At 71.6% G+C, this 11,553-nt stretch carries 11 protein-coding genes; 3 read left to right on the top strand and 8 right to left on the bottom strand.

What is annotated here, in order from left to right; all coding sequences use genetic code 11:
- Positions 1-169: 169 nt before the first annotated feature.
- Complete coding sequence (locus tag AOK17_RS32340) at positions 170-1,012, bottom strand: AraC family transcriptional regulator (protein WP_055616129.1); 843 nt, start codon at positions 1,010-1,012, stop codon at positions 170-172.
- Positions 1,013-1,108: 96 nt separating this feature from the next.
- On the opposite strand from AOK17_RS32340, the gene AOK17_RS32335 reads away from it, so the two are divergent.
- Positions 1,109-2,005 carry an SDR family oxidoreductase gene (locus AOK17_RS32335; RefSeq protein WP_055616128.1) on the top strand — a complete coding sequence of 299 codons (897 nt, stop codon included), beginning with the start codon at positions 1,109-1,111 and terminating at the stop codon, positions 2,003-2,005.
- A gap of 105 nt (positions 2,006-2,110) precedes the next feature.
- Here the strand turns inward: AOK17_RS32335 and AOK17_RS32330 are convergent, their stop codons facing one another.
- A complete protein-coding gene (locus AOK17_RS32330; RefSeq protein WP_055616127.1) occupies positions 2,111-3,619 on the bottom strand; it encodes an MFS transporter in 1,509 nt (502 codons plus the stop codon).
- Positions 3,620-3,721: 102 nt separating this feature from the next.
- Here AOK17_RS32330 and AOK17_RS32325 point away from each other — a divergent pair, with 102 nt between their 5' ends.
- A complete protein-coding gene (locus AOK17_RS32325; protein ID WP_055616126.1) occupies positions 3,722-4,126 on the top strand; it encodes a winged helix-turn-helix transcriptional regulator in 405 nt (134 codons plus the stop codon).
- Between the two features lie 84 nt (positions 4,127-4,210).
- On the opposite strand, the gene AOK17_RS32320 is transcribed toward AOK17_RS32325, so the two are convergent.
- From AOK17_RS32320 to AOK17_RS32310, 3 genes are all read right to left on the bottom strand, one after another.
- Positions 4,211-4,633 carry an acyl-CoA thioesterase gene (locus AOK17_RS32320; protein WP_055616125.1) on the bottom strand — a complete coding sequence of 141 codons (423 nt, stop codon included), beginning with the start codon at positions 4,631-4,633 and terminating at the stop codon, positions 4,211-4,213.
- A 130-nt stretch (positions 4,634-4,763) separates the two neighbouring features.
- Positions 4,764-5,441 (bottom strand): hypothetical protein, encoded by a 678-nt coding sequence (locus tag AOK17_RS32315; protein ID WP_055616124.1) that lies wholly within the window; start codon positions 5,439-5,441, stop codon positions 4,764-4,766.
- 149 nt (positions 5,442-5,590) lie between these two features.
- Positions 5,591-6,799: a pyridoxal phosphate-dependent aminotransferase gene (locus AOK17_RS32310; protein ID WP_055616123.1), complete on the bottom strand. Its 1,209-nt coding sequence runs from the start codon at positions 6,797-6,799 to the stop codon at positions 5,591-5,593.
- Positions 6,800-6,886: 87 nt separating this feature from the next.
- On the opposite strand from AOK17_RS32310, the gene AOK17_RS32305 reads away from it, so the two are divergent.
- Complete coding sequence (locus AOK17_RS32305) at positions 6,887-7,519, top strand: winged helix-turn-helix transcriptional regulator (RefSeq protein WP_055616122.1); 633 nt, start codon at positions 6,887-6,889, stop codon at positions 7,517-7,519.
- Between the two features lie 200 nt (positions 7,520-7,719).
- Here the strand turns inward: AOK17_RS32305 and AOK17_RS32300 are convergent, their stop codons facing one another.
- The 3 genes from AOK17_RS32300 to AOK17_RS32290 form a co-directional block, all read right to left on the bottom strand.
- The gene (locus tag AOK17_RS32300) at positions 7,720-8,604 is read right to left on the bottom strand and encodes a hypothetical protein (RefSeq protein ID WP_079053406.1); all 885 of its coding nucleotides are present in this window, start codon (positions 8,602-8,604) and stop codon (positions 7,720-7,722) included.
- Entirely contained in the window at positions 8,604-9,884 is a 1,281-nt protein-coding gene (locus AOK17_RS32295) for a VWA domain-containing protein (RefSeq protein WP_055616121.1), read from the bottom strand. The genes AOK17_RS32300 and AOK17_RS32295 overlap by 1 nt, the downstream gene beginning before the upstream one ends.
- Positions 9,885-9,950: 66 nt before the next feature.
- Positions 9,951-11,477 (bottom strand): IucA/IucC family protein, encoded by a 1,527-nt coding sequence (locus AOK17_RS32290; protein ID WP_055616120.1) that lies wholly within the window; start codon positions 11,475-11,477, stop codon positions 9,951-9,953.
- Positions 11,478-11,553: the final 76 nt, after the last annotated feature.

Raw genomic sequence — 11,553 nt, 5'->3', positions numbered from 1 at the left:
AGACTTCGAGGGCTCAATTGAAGACTTCGGGGACTGGGCGGTATTTCTATAGCCCGGGCCGCGAAATCTTCAGCCCCTCCGGCGTTTGAGGAGCGGGGGTTCGGGGGCGGAGCCCCTGAGTAAGGGACGGGAATGGGTAGGGGCGGTGGGGGCGAGGAAACCCCTCGGGTCACACCCGGCCAAGGGACTGGCAAGGCTGGGCCGCCGGGAGTCGGCCGGTGAAGAAGGATCGCGGCGGAACGCCCATGAGCGTGCGGAAGTCGGCCGTCATATGCGACTGGTCGTAGTACCCGGTCGACGCGGCAAGCTCGGCCCACCCCGTCGACTCCGCATGCGCCAGCACATGCCGAACCCGCCCGATCCGAGCAAAGTGCTTGGGCGAAACCCCAACCCCCTCGGCAAACAGATTCCGCAACTGCCGCTCACTCACGGACAGTCGCCGAGCCAACTCCCGCACCTGCGAAGGAACATGCCCCGACCCCGTCGACAGCGCCTCGACGGCAGCCCGCAGAACCTCCCGCCGAGAACGCCCCGCCCCGTCGTCGTCGCCCGCAAGCCGCCCCGGCAGCACCTCCATCAACCGCCCCACCGCATCCTCGCCCTCCAACCACCGCAACTCGTCGGCGAGTTGACGCGCGGACGCACCGGGAAGGTCCCCGAGCCGAACCACCCGCCCCACGAGCTCGACCGCCGCGACACCCAGCAACGGCCGCGCCGTACCCGGCCCGAGCCGCACCTGCACACACGACGCGAGCCGCTTGCTCGTGTGGTACGTGGCCCGGGTGCGCGGCCCGACGACGAGAGTGTCCCGGTGACCGTTCTCGTCGACCCGGACGACCACCTTCGTCGCGGTGTCCGGAACACGGGTGAACGGCTCACGCGACGCACCGTCGCCGCCGGCACCATCGCTGCCGACATCGCCGCCGACCGCCGCCCCGATCTCGATCCCGTCGATCCACGGCCGCAACGCGTCAGGGGCGGAAAGGGTGCGCTCGGCAACGTCGTTGGTCACCCGTCCACCGTAGACGCGCCGGACAGCCGTACGGCCTGCCCAACCGTGCCGGAATTTCCTAGAGCTTCCGGCCACCCGCTCGCCACGCTGGTGTCCATGATCCTCATCACCGGTGCCACGGGCACCATCGGCAGCGAAGTCGTACGGCAGCTCGCACAGCGCGGGGAGAAGGTCCGCGCACTGACCCGCGACCCGTCCAAGGCCAAGGCCAAGGCCCGGGCCCGGGTGCCCGACGGGTCAGGGTCAGGGGCGGAGGCGGCGGTCGAGGTGGTGCGAGGGGACTACCTCGACCCCGCGTCCGTGGACGCGGCCATGTCCGGCGCCTCGGCCGTGTTCCTCGTCGGCGTCCTGGGCCCGGACGACGCGGACCGCGACCGTGCCCTGGTCGAACAGGCCCGCGCGGCGGGCGTGCACCGCGTCGTGAAGCTGTCGGCGATCGGCACCGGCGACCCCGCCGTCGGCAGGGTCGGCTCCTGGCACCTCCCGGGCGAACAGGCCGTACGGGAAAGCGGGTTGGAGTGGACGGTCCTGCGCCCCTCGGCCTTCGCCTCGAACACCCTGAGCTGGGCCGAGGCCATCCGGGCCGGCGAACCCGTACCGAACATGACGGGCGACGGCCTGCAGGGTGTCATCGACCCGCGCGACGTCTCCGAGGTCGCCGTGGAGGCCCTGCTCTCCGCGCGGCACGCGGGCCACACCTACACGCTCACCGGAACCGAGCTGCTGAGCGTCCCCGACCAGGCAGCCGTACTCGCCGACGTACTCGGCCGCCCGGTCGTCACCGAGGACCTCACTCCGGACGAGTCCCGCGCCCGGCTGACCGAGTGGGGCATGAACACGGAGTACGCGGAGGGTGTGCTGGCCGGCAGCGCCTACGTACGCGGTGGTCGCAACGCCGTCGTCACGGAGGAGGTGCGGCAGGTGCTGGGCCGGCCGCCCCGTACGTACCGGGAGTGGGCGGTGGACCACAGGGCGGCGTTCGGCGAGAGCTGACACGCAAGAGCTGACACGCGGGAGCTGATACGCGGAGCTGATACGCGGGAGCGCGGCTGTGGGGAGCCTTCCCCACAGCCGCGCTCCGGGCATGAGCCCCCTACCTCACTGCCTCTGCTGCACACGTTCCCGGGCCTCGGCCTTCACCGGTTCCGAGGCCGGCTCGCGTCCCGGCCGCAGCACCCCCGCCGCGAGCGCCAGCCCCGCCAGCGCGATCCCCGTACCGACCGCGAACGCCAGCCGGTATCCGTCCGCGGTCGCCGTGGCGAGTGCCGTGCCGCCGTGCACGAGGCCGTCCGTGCGGCTCGCCGCGAGGGTCGTGAGGGCGGCGAGGCCCAGGGAACCGCCCACCACCTGGGTGGTGCTGAAGAGGCCGGACGCCAGGCCCGCGTCCTCCTCCAGGGCGCCGGACATCGCGAGCCCGGTCACCGCGGGCATCGCCGCCGCGAACCCGGCGGAGAGGAGCAGCATCGCGGGCAGCACGTCGACGACGTACGAACCGTCGGCCGGTACACGTGCCAGGAGCGCCATCCCGGCCGTGATGAGTACGAGCCCGGCGAGCAGCACGCGGTACGGGCCGAAGCGGCCGATCGTCCGCGCGGACAGGCCCAGCATCAGTACCCCGATCAGGACGGGCGCGGGCAGGAACGCCGTACCGGTCATCAACTCGCCGAAGCCCAGCACGCGTTGGAGGTACAGCGCCCCGATGTACTGGAAGCCGAACATCGCCGCGACCATCAGGATCTGCACCCCGTTCGCGCCGGCGAGCAGGCGTGAGCGGAACAGTCGCAGCCGGAGCAGCGGACGGGCGGCCCGCGCCTGCCGCAGGGTGAAGGCGACGAAGAGCGCGACGGAGACGGCCCCCAGCACGAGCGTTGCGCCCAGCCCGCGTTCGCCGGCGCCCACGATCGCGTACACCGTGAGCATCAGCGCGCCGGTGACCAGCGCGGCACCCGGGTAGTCGGCGCCCTTGCCGAGCCCGGCGCCGCGGTCGGGGGCGAGGATGCGAAGGGCCGCGACCCAGGCGACGATCCCGATCGGCAGGTTGATCAGGAAGATCCAGTGCCAGTTGAGCGCCTGGGTGAGCGCCCCGCCGAGGAACGTGCCGAGCGCGCCGCCCGCCGCGCCGACCGCGCTGAACACGGCGATCGCCTTGGCCTGTTCGCGCGGCTCGGGGAAGAGCGCGACCAGCATGCCCAGCACCACGGCCGAGGTCATCGCCCCGCCGACGCCCTGCAGCGCCCGCGCCGCGATCAGCATGCCCTGGCCGGTGGCGACCCCGCACAGCACGGACGCGACGGTGAACACGACGAGCCCCGCCACGAACATCCGCTTCCGGCCGACCAGATCACCGAGCCGCCCCACGAGCAGCAACAGCCCGCCGAACGGGATCAGGTAGGCGTTCACGACCCAGGCGAGTCCCGGGGCAGAGAAGCCGAGGTCGCTCTGGATCGCGGGCATCGCGACGGTCACGATGTTGCCGTCCAGGATCGTCATCAGCGTGCCCGCGCAGAGCACGACGAGGGACGCCCAACGGGAGTACGTTCGCTGTGCCGGACTCTGCTCCGGGTGCGGCGCGGTTCGCTCTGTGGGTGACCCGTTCCGGGACGACATGGCCTTGGCCCTCCGTATCGCTGCAGGTTGTTCCATAGGTGCACGACTTGTAACGGGGGATATCGTGGGTGACCATGGAGACCGGCGTAAGGAGGCACTTCAATGTCCCAGGGGAACACCGGTGTTACGTCGCAGGTCGTGCACGCGGAGGGCTGCCCGGTCCGGGAAGTTCTTGACAGGGTCGCGGGCAAATGGAGCGTGATGATCATCGTGGCCGCCGCTCACGGCCCGATCCGCTTCACCGAGCTGGAGCGCAGCGTCGAGGGCATCAGCCGGCGCATGCTCACGCTGACCCTGCGCAATCTGGAGCGCGACGGACTCGTCACACGCACCGTCCACCCGACGGTCCCGCCGAAGGTGGAGTACGAACTCACGCCGGTGGCCCGTGAGTTGCACGCCAGCCTGCTCGGTCTGACCGACTGGGCGGAGCGGCATCGCGTCACGATCGCCGAGGCGCGCGCGTCGTACGACGCCGAGCACCGGCCGGAGCTGGGCGCTCCGCTGTAAGCCGGGCATGTGGGCCTTGTGGTTGTCTGCGGGGGCGTCGCGGCTTGTCGCGCAGTTCCCCGCGTCCCTGGAGGGCGCGGCTGCTCAGAGTCCGAACCGGGCCGGGTCCGACGCCAGTGCGCGGAAGTAGTCCCTCGGGTCGGCCACCAGCTTTCGCTCCTTGAGGTCCATCAGGCCGCCGACCCCCGTGATCTCGGCGGCGACGGTGCCGTCGGACTTGCGGATCGTCTGCTCGACGCGGAACGTCTTGCCCTCGCCCCAGATGAAATCGCAGGTCACCTCGACCTCGTCACCGGCCCGCAGCTCCCGTCGGTAGCGGACGGTCATCTCCAGCGACACCGGGCCCACGCCCTTGGCCGCCAGACCGGCCTGGCTGATCCCCGCGGCCTGCAGTAACGACCAGCGGGCGTGCTCCGCGTAGTTCACGTACACGGCCTGATTCACGTGCCCCTGGACATCGGTCTCGTACCCACGCACGGTCACCGGGACGGAAAACGGTTCGGCCATGACTTCTCCCTCAACTCCTTCAACAGCTTCAACGGCAGTCAGATGGGCGCAAGCGTACTGAGCGGTTGCTCAAGGGCGTCAACCATTGAATGTCGTACGGCATTCGGGGGCCGTCACGTCTGTCGGGCTGTCACGTCCGTCGCGGCGAAGCCAGCAGATACCGCGCGCCCGTACGCGGCTCCGTGTGCTCGCCCACCTGCCAGCCTGCCTGCTCCAGCGTCGCCGCGCACTCCCGCAGGGCCCCGGCGTCCGGCCCGCGCACGGCGACGGCCTCCGGCTGGGGCGTCGCCCGCACCCGGTACCCCTCGGCGTCCGTGTCCGCGCCCGCCGGCCGGTGCCCCGCCGCCTCCAGCGCGAGCGCGGCGGCCTGCACCAGATGCGTACGCTCCCACGCGCACGGCCGGTCCACGACCCCGTGCGGATTGGTCATGCGGCGCAGTTCGAGCAGCCCCTGCCAGGCGCTGTGCACCTCACGTATGCGCGACGGGCCGGTGTCGATGCCCTCCTCGCCGCCGACCCGGGCGGCGAACACCCCGGAGGACTCCGAGGACTCCCGGGCAGGTTCCCGGGCGTGTTCCCGGGTGGGCCCGGCGGCTTCCGGAGCGCTCGCCGCCGCGGTGGCGGTCTCCTCGCGGACCCGATGCCCGGCGGGCGTCAGGAAGTGGTCGTGCGGCGGACGCGGATGCCGGAACGCGAGCTCTCGCTTCACCAGCGCCGCGAGCTGGCTCTCCGTACCTCTGAGCCGCCCGGTCACGGGATCGGCCGCGTCGATGACGCGCCGCTGCGCGGCGGTCGGCGGTCGTGTCATGGCGCGCTCCTTCCCGGTCCGTCGACAAGGGGGTCCACGCGGCGATCCAGGCGATCAGCGGGCCCATTCGAAGACTACGACCCGGGTCTGACATCGCCCCGCCGCAGGCCCACGAAGCGGGCTGCCGGACCGCGCTGCCGGACCGCTCCCTACTGCCGGTAGCCGCTCAGGAACCGGCCGATCCGGCTGATCGCCGCGTCCAGGTCGTCGGCGTGCGGGAGGGTGAGGATGCGGAAGTGGTCGGGGGTCGGCCAGTTGAAGCCGGTGCCCTGGACGACCTGGATCTTCTCCCGGAGCAGCAGGTCCAGGACGAACTTCTCGTCGTCGTGGATCTTGTGCACCTTGGGGTCCAGGCGTGGGAACGCGTAGAGCGAGCCCTTCGGCTTCACGCAGGAGACGCCGGGGATCTCGTTGAGCTTCTCCCAGGCCACGGTGCGCTGTTCGTGCAGACGCCCGCCCGGAGCGGTCAGCTCGTGGATGGACTGCCGGCCGCCGAGCGCGGCCTGGATGGCGTACTGCGCGGGCGCGTTGGCGCACAGCCGCATGGAGGCCAGCATGGTGAGGCCCTCGATGTAGTTCTTCGCGTGCTGCTTCGGACCGGTGATCACCAGCCAGCCCGAGCGGAAGCCGGCCACCCGGTACGTCTTCGACAGGCCGCAGAAGGTCAGCACCACCAGGTCGGGGGCGAGTGCGGCGACGGAGTGGTGCACGGCGTCGTCGTACAGGATCTGGTCGTAGATCTCGTCGGCGAAGACCATCAGGCCGTGCCGGCGCGCGAGGTCGAGGATGCCCTCGATGATCTCCTTCGGATAGACCGCGCCGGTGGGGTTGTTCGGGTTGATGATGACCACGGCCTTGGTGCGGTCCGTGATCTTCGACGCCATGTCGTCCAGGTCCGGGTACCAGTCGGCCTGTTCGTCGCAGAGGTAGTGGACCGCCTTGCCGCCCGCGAGGGTCGTGACGGCCGTCCAGAGGGGGAAGTCCGGGGCGGGGATGAGGATTTCGTCGCCGTCCTCGACCAGTGCCTGTACGGACATCGAGATCAGCTCGGAGATGCCGTTGCCGAGGAAGACGTCGTCGACGCCGACCTCCAGGCCCAGCGTCTGATAGCGCCCCGCCACGGCCCGGCGGGCCGAGAGGATCCCGCGCGAGTCCGTGTAGCCGTGCGCCTGGGGCAGCATCCGGATCATGTCCTGGAGGATCTCCTCCGGCGCCTCGAAGCCGAAGAGCGCGGGGTTGCCGGTGTTCAGGCGCAGCACACTGTGGCCTGCCTTCTCCAGCGCGTCGGCGTGCTCGATCACCGGGCCCCGGATCTCGTAACAGACCTCGCTGAGCTTGTTCGACTGCCGGAACTCCATGCGCGCTCGCCCCTCCGGTTTCGTGTGTTGCTTGGTTTTACCAAGTACGAGCTTGGAAAGTCCAACAAGTTGTCTAGACTGCGTCGCATGTCACCTCGCCGAAGCTACGACCAGTACTGTTCCGCTGCCCGGGCCCTCGATGCCCTCGGTGACCGCTGGACCCTCCTGATCGTCCGCGAGCTGCTGGCCGGTCCGCGCCGCTACACCGACCTGCACGCGGATCTGCCCGGCGTGAGCACGGACGTCCTCGCCTCCCGGCTCAAGGACATGGAGCGGGACGGCCTGGCGACCCGGCGCCGGCTGCCGCCGCCGGGAGCGGCGAACGTGTACGAACTCACCGCCCGTGGGCGCGAGTTGCTGCCCGTCCTCCAGGCGCTCGGAGAGTGGGGCGCACCCCTGCTGGCGGAACGCCGCCCCACCGACGCTGTACGCGCCCACTGGTTCGCCCTGCCGTTGCTGCGCTCCCTGGAGGGACTTGGCGACGGCGTCGTCCAAGTCCGGCTCGATGAAGGGGAGTTCTACGTGCGGCTGGGCGCGCCGGACGGCCCGGTCTACGGAGAGGGCCCGGCCCCCGAGGAGCCCGACGCCGGCCTCTCCCTCGACGCCGAGGCATGCGCAGCACTCGCGAATGGCGACCTGGCCCTCCTCGACGCGGTACGGGACGGCCGCGTCACGGTGACGGGCGAAAGCCCCCTGGCGAAGACACTCCGGGACGCCTGACCCCTGACCCCTGACCCAGTCCCCGGGACGCCAAAAGGCCCGCCGCACCATGGAGTTGGCGCGACGGGCCTGTCTTTGTGATGCGCTTACGCGGGATCGGTCAGAGCCCGCTGCGCACCAGCGCCCCGTAAGGGGCGCGGGGAACTGCGCGACCAGCCACAGCCGACCCGCAGATGACAACCGGCCATCTAGCGGAGCGCTCAGGCGCTCGGCGGAACCCGCCGAGGCCGCCCCGCTCCCCGCGTAAGCGTGTACCCGCCAACCCCCGCGAGCGCCGCCAGCACACCACCCACCCCGGTCCACACCCAACGGTCGGACCACCAGCCGGAGGCCCACCCGTCATCGGGCTCGATGCTGGACAGCACGGCGACGGAAGTCTCGGAGTCCTCGTCGCTGTCGCCGCCCTTGGCCGCCACGGCGACCCCGGGGACGAGCGGCTCGGCCAGCGAGCCGTCCACCGCCGCCGCCCCGCCGACGTCCTTCGAGTCGACCTGGACCTCGGCGCTCACCGGCAGCCCGAGGTCGGCCGCCTTGAGACCGACGGTGGTCAGCCGGACGTAGTACGTGCCCGGCAACGGGTCGTCGGCCCACGGCTCGGACCAGGCCCGGACCGTACGCAGCGTGCAGGACAGCTCCACGGAGGCCGCGTCCTGGGCGGCCGTCCGCGTCTGCGCCCCGTACTGGCACGCCTGGCGGCGGCGCAGTCCGTCGTACACGTCGACCTGCCAGGTCGCGGAGGCGTGCGCGTCGGGCAGCTTCACCGTCGCCTTCACGGTGGGCCGCTGCCCCGCGTCGGCCGGGAACGACCAGTACAGGTAGTCGCCCATGGACGCGCTCGCGGTCGCCTGCTGCCCCTGGTCGACCTCGGTCGCCGTACGGAACGACGTACCGGCCGAGGTGGGCGCGGCGCCGTCGTCGGACGGGCTCGCGGAGGGGGAGGAGTCGGCGACCGCGGGGGACGCGGCGGCCCCCAGCACGAGCAGCCCCGCACCCACCGCACGGACGACACGGCCTGCCCGCCCGGTACCGCCCGCGCGGACGCCACTCACCACACGGAGACTGCTCAATACACGAGTGGTACGCATCAGTTGGTCCTCCAGACCGCGACCCGCCAGCGGGAAACCCAGCCCCACAGCACACCCGCGAGGAAGCCGGTGAGCACCAGTGCGCCGAGCAGCCACCAGCCGCGACCGAGGCCGAAGGAGGCCACGTCGCTCGATGTGTCGGGAGCGTCGACGACGTCCACGGTCAGTTCGAGCGGCAGTCCGGGCGTGGTCTTGACGCCGGAGGCCGCCGAGAAGGAGTTGGCGACCTGCAGACACACGGCCTCGGCCGCGGGCTTGCTGTCGGAATCGTCGTCGTCCTCGCCCTCCGCCTTCGGGTAGCGCAGACCGGCGGACATGACGTCGGTCCGGCCGGAGCCGGTCGACTCGCCGCGCACGATCTCGCGCCCGCTCGCGGTCACCGCCCGCAGCGACACCCCGTAGTCGCGGTTGACCTGACGGTCGGCCGCCACGCTCACCGACGCGCGCAGCTCGAAGCCCGCCGGGACGTCCACGCGGTACCAGCGGTGCTGCCCGAACTCCTCGCGGTCGGTGTAGAGCCCGGACTTGAGCGTGGGCGCCTGCGCACATGCGTCGGCGCCGTCCACGGCGACCGGGGTGACCACCGGGTCGGCGGCCCGGTCCACCAACTGGTTGACCTTGTCGGTGAGTTCGTCGGTGTGCTCGATCGACGTGTACGTTCCGCCGGTCGCCTCCGCGATACAGCTCAGCTGCTGCCGCAGTTTGGTGTTCGGCACCAGACCGAGCGTGTCGATGGTGAGGCCGATCCCCTTGGCGGCGATCTCCCGCGCCACCTCGCACGGGTCCAGCGGGGCGCAGGTGTCCTCGCCGTCACTGATGAGGACGATACGGCGGGATCCCTCGCCGCCCTCCAGGTCGTCGGCCGCCTTGAGGAGCGCGGGGCCGATCGGGGTCCAGCCGGTGGGCGCGAGGGTCGCGACCGCGGTCTTCGCCCCCGTACGGTCCAACGGCCCGACGGGGTAGAGCTGTTCGGTGTCCTTGCAGCCCGTCTTGCGGTCGTCGCCGGGGTAGTTGGCGCCGAGTGTCCGTATGCCGAGCTGGACCTCCTCGGGTGTCGCGTCGAGGACCTCGTTGAAGGCCTGCTTCGCCGCGGCCATCCGCGTCTGTCCGTCGATGTCCCGCGCGCGCATCGAACCGCTGACGTCGAGGACGAGGTCCACCTTGGGTGCTGCGTCACCCGTGGGTTCGCCGGCGACGGCTCCGGCCGGGAGGGCGATCCCGGCCGTCAGGGCGGCGAGCAGGGCGCAGGCGCCCACCGCCAGCCGTTGTCTTGTGATCATCGCCGGATCCTATTGATCAATGGCGTCGCGCATCAAAACGAGAGGTGGGGCGAGGGCCGGGTCGGGTCAACGATCCGGGTCCACAAGCGGGTTCGGCAGCCGCGCCCAGATGTCCCCCGGCCGCTCCGGCGACAGCCGCATCGTCGTCAACGCCTTGGCGGGCAGCGGCTCTTCGAGCAGCGCCACGAGATCCGGGGTACGCGGCAGATCCCGTACGGCCGCGGACAGCGCCTCTCGCAGCGCGGACGTGGAACCTGCCGTAGCTGCCAGTGCGCCCGCGACGAGCGAGCCGAAGAGCTTGGCGCGCAGGACGGATTCGTCGTCCGTGACGATACGGCCCGTCAGATCCGGTACCGGAACGCCGTGGCGGGCCAGCCGCGCCGGGCTGATCCGGATGTCGGCCAGGTCGCGGTAGACGAGCCGCAGCGGGGCGCCCGCGGGCGAGAGCACCACCAGCAGGTTCTGGCCGTGCGCCTCCAGGGCCACACCCAGGTCGAGCAGACGCAGCCCGACGGCGAGCGCGAGGCGGCTGAACTCGGCCAGCCAGGCCGGGGACTGGGGCAGCACGGTCGAGGCGAGAGCGGCGACCGGGACGACCCGCTCGCCCGCTCCCGCGTACACGTCCGGGGACTCTCGCAACACCGCTGCCAGATCAGGGGTGTTGGCGGTGATCGCGCCGAGCGTCCGGGTGATGTGCAGCATCCCGTCCAGACGCCCGGCCATCGCCTCCATGAACGCCGACACGGCCGCCGACGACTCGATCGAGTACACCGAGATGTCCCGCACGGAGGAGGTCAGCCGGGCGCTGAGCGCGGTCTTGACGTGCGGTCCGTCCGGCAGGGCCAGCGTGCGCAGGGACATCAGGGGATGCGCGGCCAGGCTCTCCCCGTCGACGCCCGCCCCGACCGCCCGCTCGTCCTTCAGCACATGGAGCGCCTGCCACGGATGTACGGGGATCAGCACGCGCCCCGCCTCCCGGTACGGCCACTCCCCGCCCACCAGGCAGCCGCCCTCGGGCACGGCCACCAGCCCCAGCTCGACCTCCGCCCGGTGCTCCGGCGCGTACGCCAGCTGCTCGGCCACCGAAAAGCCGGGCCGGGAGCGGCAGTTGGGGTGGAACGGATGCCCGTCCACGACTCGCTGTTCCCATCCCCATGACGTGAAAGGAGAGCTCATCGGGGGCTGGTTGGCGCGGGAGAGGGCCAACGAGGCGACGCTGTGGCCGAGTTCGACGGCGAAGGCGTGCCCGTGCGGCAGCCCGAGTGCCGTCATGAGTGCGGCCGGGTGGCGGTACGCCGTCCCGTCCAGCTCGACCTCCCTGACGGCGGCGGCCGTCGCGTACGCGTCCGGGACCGGGCCGTGCAGACGACGCCCGTCGGCCAGGCGGAGCACCAGCCCGTCGTGCCCCGCCGGCTCCCGGCTGGTGACCCACGGCAGCGGCTCATGGACGAGTCCGCGCCACAGCCGGGTCAGCACGGCCGCGCGGGCACCGGGGAGTTCGACCGCGTAGGGGGACAGCAGAGCGGGGCGTACCGTGCGCAGCTCGGCGGCGAGAACGGCCTCGGTCTCGGCCGGGGTGCGGGGAGGGTGCACAGAGGGCTCCTAGGGTGTGGGGACGGCGTCGCGGCCGGGTACAACGCCGGACATACTGAGCGCCAGGGCACCGTAC

It is taken from the genome of Streptomyces phaeochromogenes (genome assembly GCF_001418655.1).
Classification (GTDB): domain Bacteria; phylum Actinomycetota; class Actinomycetes; order Streptomycetales; family Streptomycetaceae; genus Streptomyces; species Streptomyces phaeochromogenes.
Note: the sequence above shows the minus strand (reverse complement) of the source record. Positions and strands in the feature narration are given on the sequence as shown.

Bases quoted from the DNA above. Each gene is read 5' to 3' on its own strand.
- AOK17_RS32325 (WP_055616126.1), top strand. From the start codon at position 3,722: ATGTCCCAGGGGAACACCGGTGTTACGTCGCAGGTCGTGCACGCGGAG.
- AOK17_RS32310 (WP_055616123.1), bottom strand. From the start codon at position 6,799: ATGGAGTTCCGGCAGTCGAACAAGCTCAGCGAGGTCTGTTACGAGATC.
- AOK17_RS32295 (WP_055616121.1), bottom strand. From the start codon at position 9,884: ATGATCACAAGACAACGGCTGGCGGTGGGCGCCTGCGCCCTGCTCGCC.
- AOK17_RS32315 (WP_055616124.1), bottom strand. From the start codon at position 5,441: ATGACACGACCGCCGACCGCCGCGCAGCGGCGCGTCATCGACGCGGCC.
- AOK17_RS32330 (WP_055616127.1), bottom strand. From the start codon at position 3,619: ATGTCGTCCCGGAACGGGTCACCCACAGAGCGAACCGCGCCGCACCCG.
- AOK17_RS32335 (WP_055616128.1), top strand. From the start codon at position 1,109: ATGATCCTCATCACCGGTGCCACGGGCACCATCGGCAGCGAAGTCGTA.
- AOK17_RS32300 (WP_079053406.1), bottom strand. From the start codon at position 8,604: ATGCGTACCACTCGTGTATTGAGCAGTCTCCGTGTGGTGAGTGGCGTC.
- AOK17_RS32305 (WP_055616122.1), top strand. From the start codon at position 6,887: ATGTCACCTCGCCGAAGCTACGACCAGTACTGTTCCGCTGCCCGGGCC.
- AOK17_RS32320 (WP_055616125.1), bottom strand. From the start codon at position 4,633: ATGGCCGAACCGTTTTCCGTCCCGGTGACCGTGCGTGGGTACGAGACC.